At 41.8% G+C, this 26,501-nt stretch carries 19 protein-coding genes; 7 read left to right on the top strand and 12 right to left on the bottom strand.

Going from position 1 to position 26,501, the window contains the following annotated elements; translation table 11 throughout:
• Positions 1-8 precede the first annotated feature (8 nt).
• From OU683_RS01075 to OU683_RS01025, 11 genes are all read right to left on the bottom strand, one after another.
• On the bottom strand, positions 9-638 hold the full coding sequence (locus OU683_RS01075; protein WP_268134286.1) for an immunoglobulin-like domain-containing protein: 630 nt from the start codon (positions 636-638) through the stop codon (positions 9-11).
• 20 nt (positions 639-658) lie between these two features.
• Complete coding sequence (locus tag OU683_RS01070; RefSeq protein ID WP_268134284.1) at positions 659-2,146, bottom strand: SusD/RagB family nutrient-binding outer membrane lipoprotein; 1,488 nt, start codon at positions 2,144-2,146, stop codon at positions 659-661.
• A 19-nt stretch (positions 2,147-2,165) separates the two neighbouring features.
• Positions 2,166-5,324 (bottom strand): SusC/RagA family TonB-linked outer membrane protein, encoded by a 3,159-nt coding sequence (locus OU683_RS01065; protein WP_268134282.1) that lies wholly within the window; start codon positions 5,322-5,324, stop codon positions 2,166-2,168.
• A 675-nt stretch (positions 5,325-5,999) separates the two neighbouring features.
• Positions 6,000-7,220: a metallophosphoesterase gene (locus OU683_RS01060; protein ID WP_268134280.1), complete on the bottom strand. Its 1,221-nt coding sequence runs from the start codon at positions 7,218-7,220 to the stop codon at positions 6,000-6,002.
• A gap of 144 nt (positions 7,221-7,364) precedes the next feature.
• Positions 7,365-8,135, bottom strand: coding sequence for a 3-hydroxybutyrate dehydrogenase (locus OU683_RS01055; RefSeq protein WP_268134278.1), 771 nt, complete (start codon positions 8,133-8,135; stop codon positions 7,365-7,367).
• Positions 8,132-8,923, bottom strand: coding sequence for an alpha/beta fold hydrolase (locus OU683_RS01050; protein WP_268134276.1), 792 nt, complete (start codon positions 8,921-8,923; stop codon positions 8,132-8,134). The genes OU683_RS01055 and OU683_RS01050 overlap by 4 nt, the downstream gene beginning before the upstream one ends.
• 14 nt (positions 8,924-8,937) lie before the next feature.
• On the bottom strand, positions 8,938-11,418 hold the full coding sequence (locus OU683_RS01045) for a TonB-dependent receptor (RefSeq protein WP_268134274.1): 2,481 nt from the start codon (positions 11,416-11,418) through the stop codon (positions 8,938-8,940).
• Positions 11,419-11,547: 129 nt separating this feature from the next.
• The gene (locus OU683_RS01040) at positions 11,548-12,987 is read right to left on the bottom strand and encodes a hypothetical protein (RefSeq protein ID WP_268134272.1); all 1,440 of its coding nucleotides are present in this window, start codon (positions 12,985-12,987) and stop codon (positions 11,548-11,550) included.
• On the bottom strand, positions 12,987-13,916 hold the full coding sequence (locus OU683_RS01035; RefSeq protein ID WP_268134270.1) for an alpha/beta fold hydrolase: 930 nt from the start codon (positions 13,914-13,916) through the stop codon (positions 12,987-12,989). Before OU683_RS01035 ends, OU683_RS01040 begins: the two co-directional genes overlap by 1 nt.
• On the bottom strand, positions 13,894-15,411 hold the full coding sequence (locus OU683_RS01030) for a class I adenylate-forming enzyme family protein (protein ID WP_268134268.1): 1,518 nt from the start codon (positions 15,409-15,411) through the stop codon (positions 13,894-13,896). Before OU683_RS01030 ends, OU683_RS01035 begins: the two co-directional genes overlap by 23 nt.
• On the bottom strand, positions 15,408-16,886 hold the full coding sequence (locus OU683_RS01025; protein ID WP_268134266.1) for a sodium/pantothenate symporter: 1,479 nt from the start codon (positions 16,884-16,886) through the stop codon (positions 15,408-15,410). The genes OU683_RS01030 and OU683_RS01025 overlap by 4 nt, the downstream gene beginning before the upstream one ends.
• Positions 16,887-17,102: 216 nt before the next feature.
• Here OU683_RS01025 and OU683_RS01020 point away from each other — a divergent pair, with 216 nt between their 5' ends.
• The 3 genes from OU683_RS01020 to polA all read left to right on the top strand — a co-directional run bounded on the left by OU683_RS01020 (position 17,103) and on the right by polA (position 22,554).
• Positions 17,103-18,068, top strand: a complete 966-nt coding sequence (locus OU683_RS01020; RefSeq protein WP_268134264.1) for a glycosylasparaginase — start codon at positions 17,103-17,105, stop codon at positions 18,066-18,068.
• Positions 18,069-18,072: 4 nt separating this feature from the next.
• Positions 18,073-19,386: a sugar MFS transporter gene (locus tag OU683_RS01015; RefSeq protein WP_268134262.1), complete on the top strand. Its 1,314-nt coding sequence runs from the start codon at positions 18,073-18,075 to the stop codon at positions 19,384-19,386.
• A gap of 342 nt (positions 19,387-19,728) precedes the next feature.
• Positions 19,729-22,554: a DNA polymerase I gene (polA, locus tag OU683_RS01010; RefSeq protein ID WP_268134260.1), complete on the top strand. Its 2,826-nt coding sequence runs from the start codon at positions 19,729-19,731 to the stop codon at positions 22,552-22,554.
• Between the two features lie 150 nt (positions 22,555-22,704).
• On the opposite strand, the gene OU683_RS01005 is transcribed toward polA, so the two are convergent.
• A complete protein-coding gene (locus OU683_RS01005; protein ID WP_268134258.1) occupies positions 22,705-23,307 on the bottom strand; it encodes a lipocalin-like domain-containing protein in 603 nt (200 codons plus the stop codon).
• A 351-nt stretch (positions 23,308-23,658) separates the two neighbouring features.
• On the opposite strand from OU683_RS01005, the gene rplM reads away from it, so the two are divergent.
• The 4 genes from rplM to tsf all read left to right on the top strand — a co-directional run bounded on the left by rplM (position 23,659) and on the right by tsf (position 26,498).
• Positions 23,659-24,114, top strand: coding sequence for a 50S ribosomal protein L13 (gene rplM / locus OU683_RS01000; protein ID WP_268134256.1), 456 nt, complete (start codon positions 23,659-23,661; stop codon positions 24,112-24,114).
• Entirely contained in the window at positions 24,114-24,500 is a 387-nt protein-coding gene (gene rpsI, locus OU683_RS00995; protein ID WP_268134254.1) for a 30S ribosomal protein S9, read from the top strand. The genes rplM and rpsI overlap by 1 nt, the downstream gene beginning before the upstream one ends.
• A gap of 182 nt (positions 24,501-24,682) precedes the next feature.
• The gene (rpsB, locus tag OU683_RS00990) at positions 24,683-25,582 is read left to right on the top strand and encodes a 30S ribosomal protein S2 (protein WP_228914141.1); all 900 of its coding nucleotides are present in this window, start codon (positions 24,683-24,685) and stop codon (positions 25,580-25,582) included.
• Positions 25,583-25,673: 91 nt separating this feature from the next.
• On the top strand, positions 25,674-26,498 hold the full coding sequence (tsf, locus tag OU683_RS00985; protein WP_268134251.1) for a translation elongation factor Ts: 825 nt from the start codon (positions 25,674-25,676) through the stop codon (positions 26,496-26,498).
• Positions 26,499-26,501 lie beyond the last annotated feature (3 nt).

Genomic DNA, 26,501 nt, shown 5'->3' with positions numbered 1-26,501 from the left:
TTTTGGGTTTACATACTAAAGGTTCGGGTAAATATCCCACAACAGGATATAAACTGAGCTATGGTAAAACTTGTCGGGGAGTCCAGGGTTGCAAACGAATCCGGAAATCGGGATGGGTCTGCCGCAACTGTTCCAAATCTGGATGACTGGGGAGGAATAATTAAATTTCCGTTCCCAAGGTCAACCATAAAAACTGAAATGCTATTGTTAGGAAGCGTATCAGAATTAAGGTAATAGCCGGGCTGGATCTGGGTCACAGTATTGGTCCTGGTGCCGGTGAAATACGTGCCGCTAAGATCTCTTCCAAATGCTACCTCTTGATCTCCTACCGCCACATACCGAGTGGTCGTTGCAGGAAAACCATCTTCATTTACTGCAGAATATTCCAGTATATAGACCCCGGGAGTACTTGTATCTACCGTACCTGAAATTTCAACATCAAGAACATTCTCCCCGGCAGTAGCTATCACACCGGGATCTTCAAAACTACTTCCGAGATCGACATATAAATAAGGCCCGCCGGTCACTTCAAATTCGGCATATTGAGTAACAGTGGATTCGATAGGGTCTTCCAAATCGCATCCCATAATACCTATTGCCAGAAATGACATTACAAGAGATTTTGTATATAGTTTCATAGTAAGCAGTTTTAATAATTTTATTGGTTCCACCACACCTTCTCAGTTAAGTCGTTCTTTTGGTCAATATTGGTATTCCTCTGAACCTCTAACTCCGGATAAAATAGACTAAACGGAATCTGGTCTCCCGGTAAAATGGAGGCGAGCGAAATAATTCGGCGGCCTTCTTCATATAACGGGTCTTCGGGGTCAGTAAGAACAGGATATCCGGTTCTTTTTGTTTCAATCCAGGCCTCAATATTATTTATATTGGCTAAGGCCGCCCATTTCTGAACTATGATCTGTTCCAGGTTTTCTTCAAAGCTTGCACCACCATTATAGTCGTAAGCCTGTCCATCACCTGTAAATTCCTCTGGATCAACTTCCCCAATAAGATCCTGATCATCACCTATTTGTGAATAAAGTTGAAACGAGGACGCCACGCCGGCGATATATTTCTCCTCTGCCCCGGCACCGCCGGCATATCTTAACAAAGCTTCCGCTTGTAAAAATTCACTTTCGGGTATTGTAAGGAAAAAGACGGGGTGGGTAGGTTCTATATCCGGGCGGGAAAAATCGCTGGCCTGCACTGCACTAAATTCAGGCGATAAACCTTCCCCCTGGTCCAGCCCTACGTAAATACCCTCATCATTTACGGTATATACCTCGTTAACCCTTGGATCGTCATTCCTTAAATAAAACTCCAGTAATGAATTACTCGCTATGGTATTCACATTCCCTAAGAAATCGATCTGAACTTCATAAAAGGGATTTCTTTTATTTATAGCATCTCCAAATGCGCTAAAAGCAGCATTTTCAGATAAAAAATTGTTCCTATTGATTAATTCCATTACTGCAGAGGCATTAGCCTGTGACGTGGATGCCATTCTTATATAGAATCTTAATAATAAAGTATTGGCAAATTCCACCCAATTTTCCATCTCTCCGTTATAGATGAGGTCCTGAGCCCCTACTTCGGAATCTCCACCACTATCTTCATAAGCTGTCATAGCTTCATTTATACTGGCAATAAGATCTGCATAGGTCTCCTCCCCGGGAGTGGGCATGGGCGAAATATTTTCATTTCCAACCAGGGCTTCAGTATAAGGAACATCCCCAAAAACATCTACCAGGTACTGGAAAGTGTAAGCCTGCAAAACAGTGGCAATTAAAAAAGTTGCCGGATCTTCATCTTCCATGGATTCATCTTTTACAAACTCAAGGTCATTTAAAGCCCCGGCGTATAGTTCTGTCCAAAGCCTGTTTGCATAATCGGTACCCAGGTTGTACTCATCTATCTGGGTATATTGGCCTGCTCCCGGAGACTGGGTGTAGTATTGGGCAAACATGCCACCCAAGTTAAATAGATCACCCCCTATTACGGTGGCTATAGACCCCTGTGCTGCAGAAAGGGCTAATCCTTTACTAATTTGGGCCGGAGTATTGGGATCTGTATTGATATCAAGTTCCTCTTCACAGGCAAAGAGCATCAATAAGGAAAGCAAAGCCGGATATATAACTTTTTTCATAACGCTGTTTGTTATCTAATTAGAATCTTGTTTTTATACTGAAGCCGATACTTCTGGTACTCGGGCTTGCACTAAATTCCCCGAACTGGCTGGATAGATCTGTACCAAAGGTAGACACCTCCGGATCTATATATTGATTGCTTTCCGGAGTCCATATGAAAAGGTTCCTTCCCACTATCGAAAAAGATAGTGCATCAACCGGTAACCTATCCAGTACACTTTGGCTCATGGAATAATTAAGCACAATTTCTCTAAGTTTAACGAAAGATTTATCTATTACATCGCCTCTGGAAAGTGCACTTGAACTATAGTAATTATCCATGTTTGCTACAGAGACTGGAGTTGTATTCTCCACATAGATTGTCGATCCATCATCAGTTACCACCTGTTGAACAGAATTTGGAACAATAAAAGGTTCCCTGTTATTATAGGTAGTTGTAATAGAGTTCCCTGTAAACCGTGTAATTGAGGCAGTTCGGCTGTACATCAACCCTCCCTCACGAATGTCCAGGGTGAAACCTAGAGACAAATTCTTATAAGAGAACTCATTTATAATTCCCAGGGTATAATCGTACTGCGTATCTCCATAAACTTCGGGTGAAGGAGAGGCAATGGGTATTCCTCTGTTATCTACTACTATGCTTCCATTTTCTGTCCTTTGGGGAACCGGACCTTCAATCAAAGCCAGAGGACTTCCCTCACGTGCGACAAGAGTTACAGTGCTTAAGCCACCTAGTGACACCTGATCCAATCTTGGGTCAAGAGTTACAAGCTCTGAATTGTTTTGGGAGAAGTTTGCAGATGTATTCCACCCAAATCCATCAGTATTCCTAAACCAGGCTACTTTTAAAAGAGCTTCTATACCTTCGTTACTAATCTCTCCAAGGTTTCCGGTCTGGTTCGTAAAACCAGAAGTGGGCGCTAAAGGAAGTGAAAGAATCTGGTTTTCCACTGTTGCATTATAATAAGTAAAATCAAGAGAGATTCTATTGGTAAAGAATTCCATTTCAACACCAATTTCAAATTCTTTTCTCCTTTCCGGTTCCAGGTTTGGATTTGCAGCCCTGTTACCCACTTCGAAGGCATTGACTCCCCCAAGAGGAAAATTAAGGCTTCTAAAACCCTGATTGTCCATAGAGCCGGAAACAAAGACCGGAAGGATCTGGTAAGGACTTGTATCCACACCTACTTCTCCATATCCTGCCCGTAATTTCCCATAGTTTATAACATCTGTCAGTTCATCAAACGTTCTTGTAAAGATCCAGCTGCTATTCACTCCCCCGTAAAGGACCGAACGATTGTCTTTTGGCAAGGTAGAGTACCAGTCATTCCTGATGTTCCCGGTTAAGAAAAGCATATTTTTAAAACCCAGAGTGGTATTGTTGTATAAGCCATAAAGCCTTCTGTCACTTATTGATGAGCTCGCCGAAGGATCCTCTCCCGAGTTGCTAAGGCTGTAAAAACCTGGAATATTCTGACTCCCTACACTTGCAGAAAGAATAGAACTACTCCTGGTGTTCACGTTGAAACCTGTAGTTGTCTGGATCCTAAAATCCTCGTTAACTTCGAAGTCTATATCGTATAACAGATCATGGTTTAACTGTTTTATAGAAGTTGAGGATTCAAAGTAAGAGCCGGGATATTCTGTAGAAGTTCCTGCATTTGGACTTCCTTCCACAGGGTCTACTATGGCTTCCCAGACTTTGGTAATACTGGAATATTGGTCAAGTCCAAACCGGTAAGTAAGATCAGACCAGTCGGTAACATCTACACTAAATTCCAATGAGCCGTAAACCCGCTCCTTTTCATAGTCGGTACCGTTCTCGTTTAGGGTAAAGTATGGGTTTGTAATTCCATATGGAGTGTAATAGTTGGAAACATTGTTAAAAGGATCTGTATAATCTTCAAAGCCCGCGATATTTAGATCTGTAGGGATCTGCATCAGGTTATTTAAAACGGTGATACCCTGCCCCGCCGCAACGGCAGCCCCATTGGTATTCACATAATTAAGATTACCCGAAATTTGCATACCACCCATCTGGCTTTGGGTATTTATCCCTATAGAATTTCGGCTGAAAGAGTCGGCATCGGTAGGATAGATCCCATCCTGTTGTAGGTTGGAGAACGACAAACGAGCAGTTGTGGTTTCTCCACCCCCAGAAATAGCCGCACTATTCAGGTAATAGGTTCCTGTGGTAAAAAAATTCTCAAGCTGGTCTTCCTGAAACAAAAATGGTTTTAGCTGTTGAGCGTTGTCCACAATATTACCCCACACCCTAAGCTGTCCGTCAAATTTGGGTCCCCAGGAACCATTCTCGATCAACAGGTGCAAACCGTCCCAGCCCTGGCCGAAGGTGCTCTGATAATTAGGTGTTCTTAAAATTCTTGTGAAGAAAGTGGTAGAAGAAAGGTCAACTATAAGCTTACCTGATTTTCCAGATTTAGTAGTAATAATTATTACTCCGTTGGCAGCCCTGGATCCATACAAAGCTGTTGCAGAAGCGCCCTTGAGGATAGACATACTCTCAATATTTTCAGGATTTATGTCCTGAGACCCCCTACCAAAGTCATAGGCTGTTTGTAAACTGCTGGAAAAAGCAGATTCATTATTAATTGGCACTCCATCCACCACATAAAGAGGCTGGTTGGAGCCGCTCATGGAACTTATTCCACGAATTATAACTCCCGATGAAGAACCCGGGTCTGTTGAAGCACTGGAGATATTAACCCCGGCAACCTTCCCTTTTAATGCATCTGAAATATCTGCCTGGGCTCCACGGTTCAATTCTTCAGATCCCACAGTTGTCGTAGCCGAACCCAAAGAGGATTTTTCCCGTTCAATTCCTGCTGCTGTAACAATAACCTCTTCCAGGACAGCCGAACTTACGCTTAGAACAGCATCAATTACAGAGGGAGCTCCCACAGCTATTTCTTCGGTTTCCATTCCTAAATAGGAAAAAACCAGGATCTCCCCCTGTGCAGCTTCTATGGAGTAATTTCCATCAAAGTCGGTTTGAACACCTCTTGTGGTATTCTTTACGAGAACATTGACTCCTGGGAGCGGCAGTCCGCTTTCATCAACAACAGTTCCCGTTATAGTCTTTGCTTCCTGACTGAAGGTATTTATTGATCCGCCCAGGAGAAAAAGAACAAGTAGAAAAAATACTTTTATTTTCATACAAAGGTTTTTAAAGCTGAAGTAGCCGAATTTTTAAAATAAGAGACAAACCACAGTAAGGTTTCCAGATCATTCAATAATTATTGATAAAACAAGTAAAAGAAGACACTGCAACTAAAAATTTGATATGTAAGCGGTAAAAATTGATATAAAACCCAAGGTTCTGTGACTTTACTGTCATACCAGATTTGGGAAAAGACCCGATGGAAAAGGGTAATGATTTAAACGAGGGAGATGTGAAGAGCAAGAAAAGAGAAGACCTGGAAGGGTTGAGGCTAATTCAAACAAACTCAAAAGATTACAGAATATATTTTTTTTGAGGTTTCCAGGTCTGTCTTTTATTACCACTAATTAAAAGCCAATAAATTCAATAATATTTTTTATGATATGTAAACAGCAAAAATTGATATAAAAACTGGAAGAGTCATTGGTAAGTTTTATCTTTCTAAGGAAGAGATATTTGAATTTATAGTAATAAAAAGTAATTGAAATAGATGCCAAATCAGCTAACCGAAACAAACAAGGAGCAATTAAAATACTTCAGACCTAGATTTGACCCTGTAATTCTGGAAAAATTATTGTGAGGCTAAAAAGCATCTTTAGCCACAAGCCAGTTGGATAGAATAACTGGCGTAAACGGCGGGGAAGCATAAGATCAAGACAAAAAAATTAGTTTTAAACCGGTTTAGAGCCTTTACGTAATTCAATGACCGATACTTCGGGCCATATTCCTACTCTACCGGGATAGGCTAAAAATCCGAAGCCGCGGTTGACGTTGAGAAAACGTCCTGCCTCTTCATAAATTCCTGCCCAGTATTCATACCTGTACTGTACGGGGCTCCATTTGAACCAGCCAGGAATTTCGATCCCAAACTGCATCCCGTGAGTATGCCCACTTAGGGTGATATGGAATTTCTTCTCATCTTTTCTCACCTTTTCCTGCCAGTGAGAAGGATCATGAGAAAGAAGGATCTTGAATTCCTTTTCTGTTAGCCCCGAAGCGGCTCTGTCAAGATCTCCAACTTGTTTAAAACCTGCCCCCCAGTTCTCCACGCCCACAATGGCAATAGAATCATTGCCACGGGCAATTTTTTTGTGATCATCTAAAAGGAGATTCCAGCCCATTTCCCCGTGAACAGCTTTAAGAGCATCCAGATTTGCCTTTTTTGCCGCTGCAGATTCCCAGTTCACATAATCCCCGTAATCGTGATTTCCAAGTACAGAGAATACGCCGTCTTTTGCAGAGAGGGTGCCAAAAACCTCCTTCCAGTCATCCATTTCGGAGGCTGTATTGTTCACCAGGTCCCCGGTAAACATGATGGCATCGCTTTGCTGCTCATTTATAAGGTCGATCCCATATTTGATCTTTTCAGGATTGTCAAAACTTCCGGAGTGGATGTCACTTATCTGCGTGATCTTATAGCCGTCAAAAGCAGCGGGCAGATCCTCGAAATGAAGCACATACTTTAATACCTTGTAATTATAGCGACCATGATACATCCCGTAAAGCAAGGAAGCAAAAGGAATAGCTGCAATTCCCAGTGCGATCTGGCTTATGAACCTTCGCCGTGAAGGCAAAGCATATTCCTGCTCTGTGTGCGCAATTTTTTGAAACCCGCTCACCACCAGCCTAACCAGATCCTCACCAAATAAAAGGACAAAAAAGATAAGTTTAGGCGCAAAAAAAGCAAGAAAGAATCCTATTGCATAACTGCGTGCTCCTGTTAATCCCTGTTTTTCGGGCACATTGAACTGGTATAGCAAATAAGCCAATACGCCTAGCGAAAGGGCAAGATAAATAATATAGATCCAGGAATGGCGGGTAACGGTTTTAAAAGCCTGATAAGCGTAAATATCCAGAACAATATATATAATGACAAAGATGATCCAGCGCATGCAAAAATTTTAAGCTGCAAAGGTACTGCTAAAGTCCTGCCAAAAAATTCACATTACTAAATGTTTAACTGATAGTTCCATAGACACTACTTAAACAGAAAAAAGCAGGGACCGGCCCTGCTTTTTTAACCATAAAAGAAAAAATTACTGCGCGGTCCAGCCTCCATCCAGCACATAGGAGCCGGCAGTAAGAGCAGAAGCGTCTTCTTTGGCTAACAGAAGAGCCAGTTCTGCAATTTTTTGTTCGGGTATAAATTCTTTTACTGCCTGTTTTTTAAGCATCACCTTTTTAACCACCTCATCTTCGGAAAGATGATGAGCTTTTGCCTGATCTTTTATTTGACCTTCCACCAATGGCGTTTTTACATATCCGGGACATATGGCATTACAGGTAATATTATGCCCTGCGCCTTCCAGGCCAAGGACCTTTGTTAATCCAATTACCCCATGCTTGGCAGAGACGTAAGCCGCTTTATACTCTGAAGCCCTTAAACCGTGCACAGAAGAGATATTGATTATCCTGCCAAAGCCATTCTTTTTCATCACCGGCCAGGCTGCTTTTGAGGCTACAAAGGCAGAAGTCATATTGATGGCAATGATGTCATTCCATTTCTCCAGCGGAAATTCTTCTACCTTTGAAACAAATTGTATGCCCGCATTGTTGATCAAAACATCTATTTTCCCGAAGGTTTTTACCGTGTCCTTCACCAGGTCCAAAATTGATTGTAGCTCTTTAAGATTGGCATTCGAGAAAGCCGTTTTCACGCCCATTTCTTTCCCAATTGTTTCGGCTATCTGTAACCCATCTTTTTCGAGACCGTGAAACATGACATCATAGCCCGCAGCCGCAAAGGCTGTTGCAATGGCTTTTCCTATTCCACTGGTGCTTCCGGTTATTAAAGCTACTCTGTTCATCTTCTGAAAAAATTTAGCAGGGCCCTATTGAATTGCTCCGGTTGGTCCATAGTAACTCCATGCCTGGAATTTTTGATCACCACCACTTCTGCATCAGGCATTTTCCCTGCATAGGATTCTTTAAGGCTCACCGGCGTATAATCAAGATCTGACGCAATGACCAGCACCGGAATTGTTATCTTTTTGATCTTATCTCCTATCCCCCATTTCATTAAAGTGGTGAAGGAGTTATAATAGGCATCTACAGGATTTTTACGTGCCCTCTCAAAAAAGGCATTTTTAAGCTCCTTTTGATCTTTTCCAGGAAACATTCCTTCAGAAATTTGTCTCGCCAAAGGTTCCATACCCGAAGTTTTGAGAGACTTTGTCCTTTCCCGAACCATCTCTTCCCCCATTTCTCCCAAATCATTAAAGTCGGGTGCAGTATTTACAATGACCATTTTTGAAACAAGCTCCGGAAAATTCACAGCCATTTCAAAAGCTATCGCTCCTCCCATAGAAAATCCCACAATAGTGCATTTTTCTATCTCCAGTTCCTTCAGAAGCAACTTCATATCTTCTGCGCATTTCTCTACACCATACTCAGATTTTTCTGCAGGTTTGGAGGAGTTTCCATGCCCCCTTAGATCGGGAGCAATTATTCGGAATTCCTTTGAAAACTCCTCCACCTGCAAATCCCAGTCGGCTTTTGTGGATCCCAGGCCGTGGAGCAGAAGAATAACTTCTCCTTCCCCGCGGTCAAGATACTCCAGTCCTATCCCGTTGGATAATTCAGTTTTTTGAATCATATGATCCTGCGGGTCTAATTATTTCCTACAGGCAGGTGAAATTTCAGCTCTACCATATATAATCTGCCTATTGCAGGAGAGGCCACAAACTGCCTGACTTCAGAATCAAAGATGTTTGTAACAGATGCACCCAGTGTCCAGTTTTCAGTAAAATTATAACCCAGGGTAAGATCAACATTGAAGAAGCCTCCCAGCGGTCCATAATTCCAGGTTCTTCCCACGCGGGCATTTTCAACTACAGGATCCCCTCCAACAAGAAGGTCCCGCTGAGTTTCGGCTGCTACATTGATACCGGAAAAGAAATCGTACTCCTGCACATATCTTCCATACAGGGAGCCAAAGAATTTGCTGCCGGTATAATAATAGCCCAATCCAAATTTGTGCTTTGGTGTATTAATGGGAAGGTCTGTTTTTAGTACCTCTCCATCCCTGTTGGCATCATTGGCAGGATCGTCTTCATCAAGAGTATAATCAAAATAGGAGTAGTTAAATGAAAATCTGTTCTGGTCATTAAAGAAATAATTAAGTCCAAGATCGGCTCCATAGGTATCCACATCTCCAAAGTTGAGATAGGTAAGGACAAAAGAACCGTCAGATCCAGGGATCAATTCCTCTATAGGAGTATTTCCTCTTGTATCCACCGGTGAAGTAGCCGAAATATTGATTAAAGGGCTCAGGAAATCTTCAGACATGTTGTAATAGGCATTAGCCTCCATAAAAAGCTTATCTGTAAAAAGTTTTCCCTTGTATCCTGCCTCAATTGAACGAATAGTTTCTACGTCAAGGGCCGGGATCTCTGTTCCATCTTCCAAAGTAAAACCTTCCCCGTTCCCAAGTACCAGGCCTCCAAAGAGATTTCCGCTAAGGTTGAGAATAGAAGGAGCAGCAATTCCTTTTCCATAAGTCAGCCTGAAACTTCCAAAGTCGAAGTTCTTAACAATAGCTGCTTTTGGAATAAAGTTTCCTCCATATAACTCGTGATCGTCATATCTTCCAACAAAAAGCAGGTCAAGCCCGGCGTCTTCAAAAGTGTATTCCAGTTGTCCATAATATCCCGTCTGGTCAATTACAATAGGCCCATCCATGTCCAGCAAGTAAGTTCCCTTGGAATCTGCCCGGTCCTGCTGATATTGAATTCCGGCCACATATGTAAGTGCGCTGATCTCGTTGTTATATTGTGCTTCCCCATTCCACCTCCTGGAATCATCGGCGAATACTGCACCTCTTGGCAGAGCTAATCCTCCATCGGGTAAAGCCGGAACGGGGAACCATTGTTCTGTAAATGATCTCTCCAATGCTTCAGCTTCCGAAAATCCGTTGTTTATGAAAGAAATATAATTCTGCGTACGTTGATTTATTGCATACGTATCTTCGGTCTTACTCCAGGTGTGGTAAACGTTAGCATAAAAATGCGGAGAGAGATACCGCAGCTGTGCGTAATCTATATTCCAATCCTTGATTTGATTCCTACCGGCATTGGTCACGCCTAAATTGGAGTTATTACTATGCCCGTAGGATGCAATAAGATCATTGGTTTCATTTAGACCATAGTAAACTGCGGCTCCATATTTAGTAGTATGGAAATCGGGATCCAGTTCTAGTTCGGGGTATGCTGTTGGTCCTACATAAACCGAATCCACATAATCAAACTCAGTTCCCTGGGTATGCTCTCCCCAAAGCTTGATCCCAACATTATCTTTAACTTCCATAGCGAAGCGTCCTCTAAAGGTCAATTGCTCCTGGTTCCCTGCACCTGCAATTAGGTCCAGCCCTTCTGAAGTTCTTGGATCTTTGGTCAAGGTGTTCACCAAACCATTATGGGCATTAGGCCCGTAAAGTGCGGCGTTGGGACCTAAAATGATCTCTACGCGCTCAATATCTTCTTTGGTAATGGTTGTAAAAGAACCAAAAGGTAAGCCGGTAGCTACAAGATTGGATATCCTTCCATCCTCCACCTGCAGGTTCTTGGAATTAAAAGCAGAATTAAAACCGCGTATATTGATCCCTGTACCCTGTACTCCGGATCTCACAAAGTCAACTCCCTTTTGGCGGGCAGCAAGTTCCCCCGCATTAGGACCGGGAAAGTTCTCGATCTGCTCCGAAGAAATAACGTTAACCGTGGCAGGCGCGCGGGTGATTTTTTGTGGTCTCCTGTTTGCAGAAACAACCACTTCACTCAATAAATCGCTGGATTTGTTAAGCCTTAGATCAAGAGTCACCTCCTGTCCTTGTTCCAGGTCAATCCTGCGGGTCATACTTTCGTACCCCATAAAAAAGATGTCCAGCGTATATTGTTCCGGCTCAAGGTCCTTTAGAATAAAATATCCCTTCTCGTTGGTCGTTGCCCCTGTGTTGGTGCCACGTACCACAACATTGGCGCCTAGAAGAGGTTCTCCTGTTGTAGCATCAACAATGTTCCCGCTAATACTTCCCGTTTGAGCATACGATAGTACCCCGAACAGCAAGCCCATGATGGTGAAAAATTTGATCTTCATAAAAAGATGGTTTTTAAATAATTAAGACCAAATTAACAAGAGTTAACACCAACGGGAGACAAACAAAAGATTTCTGAAGTGTGACCCATCTAATCCCTGTCTCAAAAAAGGGTGATTATTGTGAAAATTTCAAGAAACCAGAAGGCTTTTATGAAAGTGCGACTTTAAAGCAGAAAAGAAATTTGGCAGGGCAAAGGATAGCCGATCCAAAAAGGCAAGCAGAGCATCCACGCCTTCTTCGGTCATTTGGGAAGCCGCGGGAAGAGAGCCGCTAAGACGCTCAAACAACTTATCTTCAGAAATATTCCCGTTGAGATAAAGTGCAAGGCCATAATAAAATTGAATTTTTGGAAAGTAATCTTCCCTTCCCGATGCTTCTGCCTCTTTTTCCAAAAGATCATATTTCTCTATCACTTTTAAGGCTTCCGCGGGTTTTTCAGCAATTGTGAGGGCAAGCAGGTAGTTTGAAAAAAATCTGTTCCAACGATGTTCGAATACGTGCTTTTTATTCTCATACAGAAAATTCACGGCAAAATTCTCTGCTATCTGGATCCGGTTGTTACGCACCAAAGCCCGCAGGTAATGAGTCGCAAACCCAAGCTTCTGGTGATGGTTATGAGAGCTCTTGAATAATTTATAATTATCTGTGAGTAATTCTAAAGCCTCCCGGTTTTTCTCCTTTTTGAGAAGGATCGCAATAAGATTATTTAAGTAGAATAGTTTATCACTGTTCTCCTGCTTTACAGAAAGGTGGGCAAAATATTCAGCTTTTTCAAGATCTTTTAGATTGGAATGCAGGATCACCCTGTTCCCGTAGTAATTAAAAAGTACCCGCCTCGAATACATAAGCCCATTACGGAAACAGCCGTCCATATAGTCGAATACTTCTTTTGCTTTTTCATATTCCTTGTAGTTGAAATAGAGAAACACAAGTCTTATAAAAGCATGATATTTATTGCGGCCATCAAGCTTATCATCATAGAGATATTCCAGAAGTTGCGCTTCCCAGTGCTTCGTATTTAACGCCTGAGTTGTGTACTGCCGGGTAAGATCCTTCGTAGCCAAAAACAGCTGATTCTTCACTGTAATAGCACTGGCGTAATGTTGCTTATTCTTTTTTAAAAAATCCTGGGTTACCTCGCAGTCTTTGTATCTAAAGCGCACCAGCAGGTAATCCTGATATTCCTTGACCAGCTCATAGAATTTTTCAAAGTAAAAGGAAGTTTGATCATATTCATGTATGCGCTCCAGGAGTTCCTTTTCTTCTTCGGAAGAAATAGTATCCGTAAGCACTTGTTTCTCAATGTGGCTTAGATAGATAAGATTTGCATCTACATCTGCCTTCTCAAGTTTTTTCGTAATCCATTTCTTGATATATGCGTACTTGCGTTTATCTACCGTTTCGTCGAAATCTACCGAAGCATGGAACTCTTCAGCATTATGGCAGACCCTGCTTAAAATATCTTCCTTTTCATCATCCCGAATGCGGTTTTCCTTAAGAAGAAAGGCCGCCTCATGGGGCAGCACACCTTCAGCAAAATCGGTGAATATTTTAAGTTTGGATTTCATTAATTCTTTAAGAATTCCCTGATTTCGGAATTTACTTCTTCAGCTCTTTCAAAGTTTACGAAATGTCCTGCTTTATCGATAACTTCCACCTCAAGATCGGAAAATTTTTCTTCGGAAAGTTTTATAAGGTTTTCAATGCTTTCTGAAGGATGAAGGTACTTATTAGGAATTAGCATATCATTCGCCCCCCAGATCATCAACACCGGAATATTTATTTCTTTGATCCTGTCAATCACCGGTTCATCCAGCATAGCGTGAATATTATTCACTACCACCTCTGCATAAGCAGGAAAATCCTTAGCCGATTTTATTCGAATCCTGTCATCTACCATTTGTTGGGCATCTTCAGGGAAATCGAAAAAGTTGAGTTTATAATTAGCCAGGATCTGTTCATTGGTTGTATTTACCACCATCACAGGGGTATATGAAGCCTTCATCAAAGTTGCCTCCTGCTCGGTAAAAGTCTCTATACCAGCCGGTGCAATTAAAACTAATTTTTTAAAGTCTTCAGGGTAATTAAGAGCAGTATGCATGGCAATCTGGCCACCCATAGAATGTCCCACTAAAATGACATTTTTGAGATCCTTCTTTTTAATAAATTCCTGCAGCATTCCGCCGTAGTCATTTAAGCTGTAATTGGTACTGTTCCTGGAAGATTTCCCGTATCCCGGCAGGTCCACTGCGATGCACCGGTATTCATCTTTAAGCCCATTAATATTCTTTTTCCAGGCATCAAGAGTACTTGACAGGCCATGAATAAAAAGCAGCGTTTTCTTTCCGCTGCCCTCTTCGGCATATGCAATTGTCTCAGAATTTAAGTTGATGCTCTTCACAGGAAGACTGTATTTTACCAGGTCGTTGATTTTTTCTTGTGCTGTAGATGACGCTATTGTTATGAATAGCAGACTAAACAATATTCCTTTTCTCATTTTTTAAATGGTTGTAGTCATTTTTCAATTTGTTCCGGTCTATCTTTCCTATTCCCGATTTTGGAAGGGAATCCAGAAATATAATTTCCCTCGGGATCTTATAAGATGCCAGGTAACGCTTTAATTCTTTAAGGATTTCAGCTTCTGAAGTTATCCTGTTCTTCTCCACAAATGCGACTCCTACCTCTCCCCATTGTTCATCATCCACGCCAATCACTGCAGCTTCTTTCACCAGCTCCCGCTTCACCAGCACCTGCTCTATCTCCAGCGGAAAAATATTTACTCCGCCTGAAATATATGACTGGTTTTTCCTGCCAATAACGTACATAAAGCCATCGGCATCCATTCGAACGATATCACCCGTATGCAGCCATCTATCCCGAATTTTTTGATAAGTATAGGTCGAATTGTTCCAGTAACCCGGCGTGACAATATTACCGTGAATGCAAAATTCCCCGGGTTCATTTACCCCTACCTCTTCATTTTGCTCATTCACGATCTTATAGTCCACATAAAAATTTGGTTTCCCTATGGAACCCTTTTTCCACAGGGCATCGTGGTGATGCAGAGATGTTATGCAAGGTCCGGCTTCGGTAAGACCGTATCCCTGCCGAAGCATTATACCTTTTTCAGCCCAGGCATCGATGATCGGGATTGAAAGATTTTCTCCGCCTACGACCATATACCGCAGATTGGAATTTTTAAAATTTTGAAAATTCTTGTTCTTTACCATCATTCGCAGCATAGTGGGAATGGCAAGAAACAAGCTTATTTGTTTATTCTCAATATAATTCAACACCTTCTTTGCCTTAAACCTGCTCATAAAATCTACCCGTGCGCCCCGGTGAAGCATAGGGAGCAACAGCACGTTCCATCCAGAAGTATGATATGGCGGCAGGGCATTGAGGGTATAATCTCCAGAAGTAATTTCCAGCTGCACCGAAGTATTAAGGCTGTTCCAAAAAAGCATTCGATTAGTGTAAAGCACTCCTTTGGGTTTGCCCGTAGTTCCCGAAGTATAGAAGATGAACACCGGCCTGTCCGGCTCAATATTAGATGGCGAGGTATTAGAGCTAAATTTTTCTGCACTCTCAAAAAGGGCTTTGAGCGAAATGACTGGCAGATCTATTTTTTGTTTGATCTCCCCAAGCTTATTTTGAAAGAGTTCAACATCTGCAAAAAGGAGCTTTGGATCAATATCCTCTATGCAATATTGTATTTCAAAAGCAGAAGAACGGTAATTTAAAGGCACCAGGATTGCTCCCATGCGTTGGGAAGCAAGAAAGAGAATGAGGAATTGCGGGGAATGCTGCGCCAGTACCGGCAGCCTGTCCTTTTCCTTGACCCCAAATTCCTTCCGCAGGGAATTTTCCACTTTTAAAGAGGCTTGATGAAGTTCTTTAAAAGTGTAGGACGAGCTACCATCGGCAGCTGCTACAGCTACCTTATCGGGTGTGTATTCTGCCCATTTTCCTATCCAATCAAAGTAGTTCATGCTGTCTTCCTACTGAATAAATATAGAGAATTACCTATTATAAATGAGATAACTATGGCAATAGCTGCAGAAACGCCGGGATTATTTACCGGCTCCTGCATGTATGGCGTGATCCTGCCGTAGTAAATAATAAAGTGCAGAGCTACAGCCGAAAAACTTGCGATAAAAACGGCATTTTTGCTCACTTTCTTAAAATAGATCCCAAAGAGAACGGGTACAAATGCTGCTGCAAAATAGGCGTAAACCCCATTCTGCGCGAAAATAGCGACGCTCACATTGGGATTGACGATCTGGTAGTAGCTAAGAAAAAAGCTTACTATAGCCAGGGCGACAATTACAACCTTGTTCACGGCTACGCCCGTTTTTTCAGTTTTATTGATCACCGGCCCAAGCAAATCTGTTGTAATTGTACTGGAAAGCGACTGAATAAGTGCTTCAAGAGTGGAAAGGCCTGCAGATATCAACCCGGCCACTATGATTACTCCCACTCCGGCAGAGAAGGTTCGCACCACATAAGCCGAAACCAGCTCATCCATCCCCAATGCTTCTCCCTTGTAGCTAAGATCGGGAAAGGTGATCCTGGCGTACAGGCCAACGATCACAACCAGAAAGAAGACACTCATGGTGAGAATGGCCACAGTGAGATATGGATTCACTGCCTTTTCACTTCTCAAGAAAAGTGTTTTTGTGATGATGTGTGGCTGGCAAACTATGGCTATCCCAATAATAATTTGGGTAAAAATGATCTCAAAATAATCCCGAAAGAGAAAACTTTGAGGATTTGTAGGTTCTGTTAGCTGAGGGTTTATATTATTTAAAAGATCAACAAACCCATCAAAACCATTGGAGAAATATTCAGATCCCGATAACAGCAGGATTACCGCAACAATAAACATAAGAATCGCCTGCACGGTGTTGGTATAGACCATAGAATTAGCACCCCCGAACATGGTGTAGCCAAAAACAAAAGTCACCAGCCCCAGCAGGACGTAGAACGGTTCCAGGTTAAGGGATTTCGAAATAATTTGCGTTAAACCTACACAGATGAGCACTATAAAAGTGATGAGTAAGAGTGACAGAACAGCAAAAAAAATGGTCAGCCCTTTAGAATCATATCGTTTTCCTATCCATTGAGCCATGGTAAGGGCCTTAACGGTGGACCCATACTTTTGAAAGGATTTGGTAAAGAATATCAGGGACGCAAAAATGGCAATGGGCATCACTATTCCAAAAGAGATAATTCCTGAAAACCCATAAAGCGCGATAAACCCGGGATTAATAATAAATGTTGCAGCGCTGGTCATGGAAGCCGCCAGGGACAAACCAACTGCCCAGGCCGGAAATCCACTGCCAATAGCAAAGTCGTTCATGTTCTTTGTGCGAAGATTTCCCCTTATCACAAAAAACAGGATGATCAAAGCATAGACAACAAGAAGAATAGTAACATAAAGTGACCAGGTCTCTGAGGCGAACATAATTCAGGATTAGAATGTGAATTTAATATTCTGCTCGGTATTCCAGAACTTTAATAGTTTATTAAGAACTGTGACTTAAAGCATTTTATCCAATACAGAACATTTTTTATCAATAAATATGAGCATTCTCATATAATGCGACCCACTATGCCTTCAAATTTCTAAATCTCTTTTCATACATTTACGGCCGGCTCTAAAATTATGTTTTAGCTAAACTTGAAAAGACGTTATTTCATAAGAAATGCTTCCCTTAGCGGATTAGGAATTGCCACTGCTTCTCCATTCATGGATTATTTAAACCTGTCAAAAATGTCAAATTTTCAGCCTGTTTGTATTGCCACCTGGAACTTTCCCAATGCCAGCCTCATGGCCGGGGAAATGCTCGAGGCTGGAGCATTGGCTCTTGATGCAGTTGAACAGGGCGTGATGGTTGAAGAAGCCGACATTAGAAATACTACAGTAGGTCGTGGCGGCGCCCCAGACAGGGAGGGAAATGTCACTCTTGACGCCTGTATAATGAGCCCGCAGGGAGACGCCGGTGCTGTGGTCTACTTGAAGAATTATACTCACGCTGGCTCTGTGGCCAGAAAGGTCATGGAAGAAACCCCTCATGTTATCCTGGCGGGAGAAGGTGCCGATCAATTCGCACAGGAAAAGGGATTCGAAAAAGAAGACCTTCTTACCGAAGCTTCAGAAAAGGCATATAGGGAATGGCTTAAAACCAAAGAGTACAAGCCTCTTATCAATATTGAAAATCACGATACTATTGGCATGCTCTGCATAGATCATAAAGGTGATATCGCAGTTGCATGTACCAGTTCTGGCCTGTCTTACAAAATGAACGGGCGCGTAGGAGATTCCCCTATTATAGGAGCCGGACTCTTTCTCGACAATGAAGTGGGAGGTGCAGTCGCGACCGGGATGGGTGAAGCAATTTTGAAAAGTGTAGGCTCTTTCCTCATCGTAGAGCTAATGAGACAGGGAATTTCTCCGCAGGAAGCATGTGAGACAGCTATTTTACGAATAATTAAACAAAACCCAAATTACAAAGATTTCCAGGCGGCATTTATTGCCATCAACAAAAAAGGTGAAGTAGGTTCTTACTGCATTCAAAAAGGCTTTTCCTATATGGAATACAGAGCAGGAGAGAACAAAAATGTAGCCAGTAAATTCTATTTTTAAAACCATGGAAGAACAAAAAAAATCCTATCGTACCGCTTTTATTTTTTTAACAATACTTTTTTTCCTTTGGGGATTTATTACGGTATTAGTAGATTCTCTCATACCAAGATTAAGGGAAGTTTTTACCCTCACTTATTTCCAGGCAGGAATGGTTCAATTTGCCTTTTTTGGCGCCTATTTCCTGTTATCAATTCCGGCAGGATGGCTGCTTTCCAAAATTGGATATAAAAAAGGAATTGTACTGGGTCTCTTTACCATGGCTACAGGTTGCCTGCTTTTTTGGCCGGCGGCTTCTTATAGGGTATTTGGAATTTTTATGGTTGGTTACTTTATCCTGGCCGGTGGAATCACTATCCTGCAGGTTGCAGCCAACCCGTATGTAACGATTCTCGGCCCCGCAAAAACTGCTTCCAGCCGACTCAACCTGTCGCAGGCCTTTAACTCTTTGGGAACAGCAATCGCCCCCGCCCTTGGTGCCCTTTTTATCCTTAGCGATAAAGTACTTACAAAAGATGAGATCGCTTTTATGACCGAAGCCGAAAGAGTTAAGTACTATGCTGCGGAAGCTTCAGCCGTACAAACCCCTTTCGTTGGTATAGCCATTTTTATTATCCTTATAGCACTGGTCTTCTTTTTTGTAAAACTTCCGAAGGTAACAGACACCGAAGCCTCCAATGATTACGGGGTAGTCCTTAAGAACCGCAACCTGATAATGGGAGCTTTTGGACTATTCTTCTACGTAGGTGCCGAGGTAGCTATTGGATCCTATATGGTCAACTATTTTTTAAGTCTTAACCTTCCCGATATAATAAGGGAAACGCCATTTATGCGAACCCTGGCCGAATGGATTCTGTCCTCGGGCGTCACCACCTCAACAGATATGGCGGTAGTGGGCGTATTTGTAACTTTCTACTGGACCGGAGCCATGATTGGCCGTTTTATTGGTTCTTACCTCACTAAGATCCTGAACCCGGCAAAAGTACTTAGCTTCTTTGCAGCCTGCGCCATTGGTCTCGTCCTTATTTCCGACCTTACTACCGGACTGGTTGCAATGTGGTCTTTGATCGCAGTTGGACTGTTCAACTCCATTATGTTCCCTACCATTTTTAGTCTGGCGCTTGACGGACTTGGAGATAACAAACCACAGGGATCTGGAGTGTTGTGTACGATGATCGTGGGTGGGGCAATAATTCCCCCGGCCTTTGGTTACATCACAGATTCCTACGGGTTTAACCTTGCACTTATCCTCGTGATGTTGTGCTACAGTTATATACTTTACTATGGTTATCGCCGCAGAAAAACAGAGATCGCGATATAAAGGTTTTAAAATTTAAAGTTCCTGGTTGGATTTAGTTGCGGGTTACAGGTCGCAGGTTTGCCAACCAGGCACTAAAAAAATGGCAACTAATCGCTACCTACTTGCCTATTAATAAAGTAAGTTGCCGGTTGCGGATTACGAATTACTTTGATACTAGCTTTTTTACTGCCTACTAGTCACTGCGCGCTGAACACTGAAAAAAGCGGGTTGCTATTAATTCCTTGCCTACCCTTCATCTCCAAATTTTCAAATTAGCAAATTTTCAAATCTTCCCACATCTCATATCTAAAATCTCACGTCTAACATAAGTTTTGTAATTTTAGTCTTTTTAAAAAATCATTCATGGCCGACCAAAAACGCTTATTCCTTCTTGACGCTTATGCTTTAATTTTTAGAGGATATTACGCCTTTATCAATAACCCCATTGTAAATTCAAAAGGCCAGGATACTTCGGCCATTATGGGTTTTATGAATTCCCTGTTCGACGTCATAAGACGGGAACAGCCAGATCATTTGGCAGTGTGTTTTGACAAGGAGGGAAGCGCCGCACGTACAGAAATGTTTGAAGCTTATAAGGCCCACCGGGATGCCACCCCCGAACCTATTCTTAAAGCTATTCCTTATATCCAGGATATTTTGACTGCAATGCATATTCCCGTGGTAGTGTTGCCCGGTTGTGAGGCCGATGATATTATAGGAACCCTGGCAAAACAAGCCGAAAAAGAAAACTATAAGGTGTTCATGGTAACACCCGATAAAGATTTTGCTCAATTGGTTTCCGAAAATATTTTTATGTACCGTCCAGCCCGTATGGGTAACGGCATTGAAATATGGGGAATTCCCGAAGTGCAGAAGAAATTTGCTGTAGAACGCCCGGAGCAAGTGATCGATTTCCTCGGAATGATGGGAGATGCTGTGGATAATATTCCCGGTTTGCCCGGGGTAGGTGAAAAGACCGCGAAGAAATTCCTGAAAGAGTTTGGCAGCATGGAAAACTTACTTGCGAATACCGATAAGCTTAAAGGCAAGATGCGTGAAAAAGTGGAAGCTCATGCTGAGCAGGGCAGGATTTCCCGGAAACTGGCCGCCATCATGACCGACTGTGATGTGAAATTTCATGCTGAAGATTACGAACTCTCCATGCCCGATGCAGAAAAGGTACAGGAGATTTTTGAAGAACTGGAATTTCGTCGCCTAAAAGAACAATTCCTAAAGCTGTTTTCGGGTGGGGAAACTGCACGACCTACGCAAGTTACCAGTACGGCAACCGCAAAAGCCCAGGAAAGGCAGGCAGGAGCAGGCCAATTTTCCCTTTTTGGGACCGGAGCGACAGAAAGTATTGAGAATTTTTCGGGCAGGAAGACCATTAAAGATGTTCCGCATGTTTATCAAAGTGTCGCTACAGGCATGGCCATGCAACTCTTCCTTCAGAATTTGATGAAGCAATCCTGTGTTTGTTTTGAATTTACAACAACAGGATTGAATCCGCTTTCCGCAGAAATTATTGGAGTGGCATTTTCTTGGGAAGCCGGAAAAGGGTTTTATATCCCTGTTCCCGAAGATCGGTCTGCGGCCCAGGAAGTGATGGAAAAACTCAGACCCTTTTTTGAAGCTGAAAATATCGAAAAAGTGGGCCAAAACCTGAAACATGATATCAAGGTACTGGCAAAATACAATATCAGGTTTAAAGGGGAACTGTTTGACACCATGATCGCCCATTACCTCATTAACCCCGATATGCGCCACAGCCTTAATGTGCTTTCAGAAACATATTTAAATTATTCTCCTGTTTTTGTGGAGGAATTATTGGGGAAAGGGAAAAACCAGAAGTCCATGCGCGACATTCCACTCGAGCAACAAACAGAATTCAGCGTTGAGGATTCCGACGTGATCCTCCAGCTAAGGCAACATTTCACTCCAGAACTTAAAGAAGCCAAAACCGAAAAACTTTTCAATGAGATCGAGATCCCACTGGTACGTGTCCTGGCCGATATGGAACTGGAAGGAATAAAACTTGATAAAGATTTTCTTTCCAGCCTTTCGGAGGAACTGGATAAAGATATAACCCTGCTTGAAAAAGGCATTTTTGACACCGCAGGGGAAGAGTTCAACATAGGCTCACCAAAACAGCTTGGGGTAATATTATTCGAAAAACTGAAACTTGTTGATAAGCCTAAAAAAACAAAATCGGGACAGTATTCTACCGGGGAAGAAATTCTTTCGGCATTGGCACCCCAGCACAAGATCGTGCAACAGGTACTTGATTACCGGGGACTGGTCAAATTAAAAAATACCTACATAGACGCTTTGCCCCTGCAGGTGGACGAAACCACAGGCAGAGTACATACAGATTATATGCAGACTGTTGCAGCAACCGGAAGGTTGAGCTCCAACAACCCAAACCTGCAAAATATTCCTATAAGGACCGAAAGAGGAAGGCAGGTACGAAAGGCCTTTATTCCGCGTGATGAAGATCACATCCTGCTCGCGGCCGATTATTCCCAGATCGAACTTCGCATCATTGCTGCCTTAAGTCAGGAGGATAATATGATCTCAGCTTTTCAGGACAATCAGGATATTCACGCATCAACCGCTGCAAAAGTATTCAATGTGCCTTTGGAAGAAGTGACCCGGGAGCAGCGCAGCAATGCAAAAACAGTGAATTTTGGAATAGTTTACGGGGTTTCGGCCTTTGGGTTGAGCAACCAGACAAATCTTTCAAGAGGAGAGGCAAAAGAATTGATCGACACCTATTATAAGACCTATCCAAAGCTCCGGAATTTCATTAGTGAACAAGTAGAATTTGCCCGGCAGCATGGATATGTCCAGACAGTGCTTGGCAGAAGAAGATATTTGAGAGATATCAATTCCCGAAACCAAATGGTTCGCAGTGCCGCTGAAAGAAATGCCGTTAACGCCCCAATTCAGGGAAGTGCTGCCGATATCATTAAACTGGCAATGATCAATATCCACAAAAGATTACAGGAAGGAAATTACAAAACAAAAATGCTGCTACAGGTGCATGATGAACTTGTTTTTGATGTTTACCGTCCCGAACTGGAAGAAATACAAAAGATGGTGAAGCACGAGATGGAAAATGCATTTATTATGGATGTCCCGCTGGAAGTGGAACTAGGCACAGGAGAGAACTGGCTCGAGGCACATTAATTAGATGTGAGATGTGAGATTTGAGATTTGAGATCTAAAATCTTTCGTTGGTCCCGAACCTGTTTAAAAGAAAACAGGAAAGATGAGCATAAAAAAACCTTCGGAAACAGGTTCCGAAGGTTTTGATCATTCAGGGGGCAAAAAAGGTTGTTATTGTTTTAAATATACCATTTCAATTTTTTGAATCTCTGAAGCCACAGTATTGCCGGGATCTGGCGCTACATAAACTGCAGCATTTGTTTCAGTTTTTGTAAGGGTTACTTTTAGAAATTCGGAATTGTCTTTGGTAAAAAGGCTTATTGTTCTGGTCTCGACGTATTGCTGTCCATCTATTGAAAATGTAATGGTGAGTTCATTTCCATCTACAATTTCATAGGTTGCAGAATAATCGCCGGTTGTTTGACAGGAGAACATTCCGGTAGCCTCGCTAAAAAATAATCTGGCCTGGTGCGTATCAACCCCACCATTCTCTTTAAATATAAAATACATGGGATCGAAACAATTGGTTTCTAACAGGAGGTCATTAGTCCTGTTACCATCCTGGTCAAAATCTACAGTGTTTTCCATTGAAGTCATGGAGTACATGTTCCATGTTCCTACGAGGTCTGCTGCCAAAATATTGACTTCCTGAATAGAAGTGGTTCCTGTAAGATTTAATTCCTGAACATCACTGTTCACATTATCCTTTGAGCAGGCAGTAAAAAGTGGCGCCAGCATAATCCCCGCCACTGCATTAAGTAATAATCTTTTCATAGTCAAGTTCTTCATTTCGAGGGTACAAATGTAAGAGAGAGAAATCTTATTTAATAATTCTTTAACACTTATTTCCCTTTAATCGACATTAAGTGTATTTCATCGATCAATCAGAACTTATTAGATATTGTGAAGGACCTAAATTAATGGCTTAAATTTCTTTAAAAGAAGAGATTTCCAAAGCTGGAAAAACTAAATTCTGGTGACATTTACAACAGGTCTGAAAACCAGAAACTTCTACTCCATTAAATTAGTAATCTGGCGTTTGTAATATAAATTTATAATTGTACATTTGCACCCCTGTTTTATGCAGGGAATGGAATGTTTAATTATTAAGTAAATTTAATTAGTGTGGACACATTAAGCTACAAAACGGTTTCTGCCAACAAAGCCACTGTAAATAAGGAGTGGGTTGTTGTTGATGCCGAAGGACAGGCCCTTGGCCGCCTTTCTTCTGTAGTAGCAAAGCTACTAAGAGGAAAGTTAAAAGCTAATTTCACCCCACACGTTGATTGTGGTGATAACGTAATTGTTATCAATGCCGAGAAGATCAACTTAACAGGAAAGAAATGGGACTCTAAAGAGTACATTCGCCACACCGGCTATCCTGGGGGTCAAAGAAGTTTAACTGCAACGGAATTATTCACTAAAGGTCCAGAGAGACTTGTGGAAAATGCAGTAAAAGGAATGTTACCAAAGAACAAACTTGGAGCAGATCTTTTCCGTAACCTAAGAGTTTTTGCAGGATCAGAACATGACCTACAGGCGCAAAAACCAAAAACTATTAACTTAAACGATCTTAAGTAATGGAAGTTATTCACAAAATTGGCCGTAGAAAAACGGCAGTTGCACGTGTGTACGTTTCTACAGGAAGCGGTAACATCACTGTAAACAAAAAAGACGTTAAGGATTACTTCTCTACCAGCACCTTACAGTATAAAGTAAGACAGCCGCTGAATCTAACCGGGAACAACGAAAGCTTTGACATCAAAGTAAATGTTTACGGTGGTGGAATTACCGGACAGGCAGAAGCTATTCGCCTTGCCCTTTCCAGAGCTATGGTAGAATTGGACGCTGAGAACAGAGCTACTCTTAAACCAGAAGGTTTACTTACAAGAGATCCAAGAATGGTTGAACGTAAGAAATTCGGTCAGAAGAAAGCTCGTAAGAAATTCCAGTTCTCTAAACGTTAATATTATTGGTGTTCACAGCACCAAAAGTTCATTAAAATCATTAGATTTTTGTTGTTACTCCGGAATTTACACTAAGCATGTCGAAGTGCCGGTGGTTAGTTTAGCATCTAAACGGTCAAGGCCAGATTTTAAAATCGCCACTTGATTGTTGCTATCTCAACAGAACGTAAACTATTACAAAAATGGCAAACAAAGTAGAAGTAAAAGAATTACTTGATGCAGGTGTACACTTTGGTCACCTCACAAGAAGATGGAATCCAAACATGGCGCCTTACATATACATGGAGCGCAACGGGATTCACATCATCAACCTTTATAAGAGTGCTGCTAAAATGCAGGAAGCCGGAGACGCGCTTAGCAAAATTGCAGCCAGTGGTAGAAAAATACTCTTCGTAGCTACCAAGAAACAAGCAAAAGAAATTGTTGCTGAACAAGCCGAAAAAGCTAACATGCCTTACATCACAGAAAGATGGCCTGGTGGTATGTTGACTAACTTCGTTACTATTCGTAAAGCTGTTAAGAAAATGGCTTCTATCGATAGAATGAAGAAAGACGGTACTTTCAACACACTTTCTAAGAAAGAACGTTTACAAGTAGATCGTTTAAGAGCTAAGTTAGAGAAAAACTTAGGTTCTATTTCCGAAATGAGCCGCCTTCCGGCCGCTTTATTCGTAGTAGATATCACTCGTGAACACATCGCGATTAAAGAAGCTCAAAAATTAAACATTCCAATTTTTGCTATGGTCGACACCAATTCAGATCCAAGAGATGTGGATTATGTTATCCCTGCAAATGATGATGCTTCAAAATCAATTAGTAAAGTTGTTTCTTACATGGCCGATTCTATCGTAGAAGGTCTTTCTGAAAGAAAATCTTCTGGAAAAGATTCTAAAGAAGAAGATCAAACAGAAGACAAACCAAAAAGAACTCCTAAGCCAAGAAAGCCGAAATTAGAAACTGAAGTTCCGTCTACAGATCCACAGGATAAAAAAGACATGAAGGAAGCTCAGGAAGACGTGAAACTAGAGTCTAAGAAAGAGACTTTAGCCGATGCTCGTTCTACTAACGGTGAGGAAGAATAGAAATTTCATAAGTTAATCTATGAGTCGTTCGGTTTCTTTCTTATGAAATTAACTGAACGACTTATTCTTTTAATATAAAACATTATACACTATGGCTAAGATAACCGCCGCAGAAGTAAATAAACTAAGACAAGCTACCGGTGCCGGAATGATGGACTGCAAAAAAGCATTGGTAGAAGCCGAAGGAGATTACGATAAAGCTATTGAAGTGCTTCGTAAAAAAGGACAAAAAGTTGCTGCTAACCGTGCCGACAGAGAATCTTCTGAAGGAGCTGTGATTGCAACAGTAAATTCTGATAACACAAGAGGTGTGATCGTTTCTCTTAACTGTGAAACAGACTTCGTTGCAAAAAATGATTCTTTCGTTCAGTTCGCACAGGATCTTGCAGATCTTGCCCTTGAAACTTCTTCTAAAGAAGAACTTCTTGGAAAGCAATATAAAGGAATTACTGTTCAGGAAAAACTTACTGAGCAAACCGGGGTTATTGGTGAAAAGATCGAAATTGGTGACTTTAGGACTCTAGAAGCTCCTTTCGTAGGATCTTACATCCACGCCGGTAACAAGATCGCTGTTCTTACAGGACTTTCTGCAAAGACAGATAATGCCGAAGAAGTTGCGAAAAACGTTTCTATGCAGGCAGCTGCAATGAACCCTGTTGCTCTTAACGAAGAAGGTGTTGACCAGTCTGTAATTGAAAAAGAGATCGAGATCGCTAAAGATCAATTAAGACAGGAAGGTAAGCCAGAAGAAATGCTTGACAATATTGCAAAAGGAAAGATCAAACGTTTCTTTAAAGACAATACTCTTGTTAACCAGGATTTCATCAAAGACAGCAAAATGTCTGTTGGTGAATATGTAAAGTCTGAAGATGCCAACCTTAAGGTTGTAGGTTTCGAAAGAGTTGCACTTGGATAAGCA

Origin of the sequence: Salinimicrobium sp. TH3, assembly GCF_026676115.1 — a bacterium.
Lineage (GTDB): Bacteria > Bacteroidota > Bacteroidia > Flavobacteriales > Flavobacteriaceae > Salinimicrobium.
The sequence above is the reverse complement of the archived record's forward strand: the minus strand, read 5'-3'. Positions and strand labels throughout refer to the sequence as shown.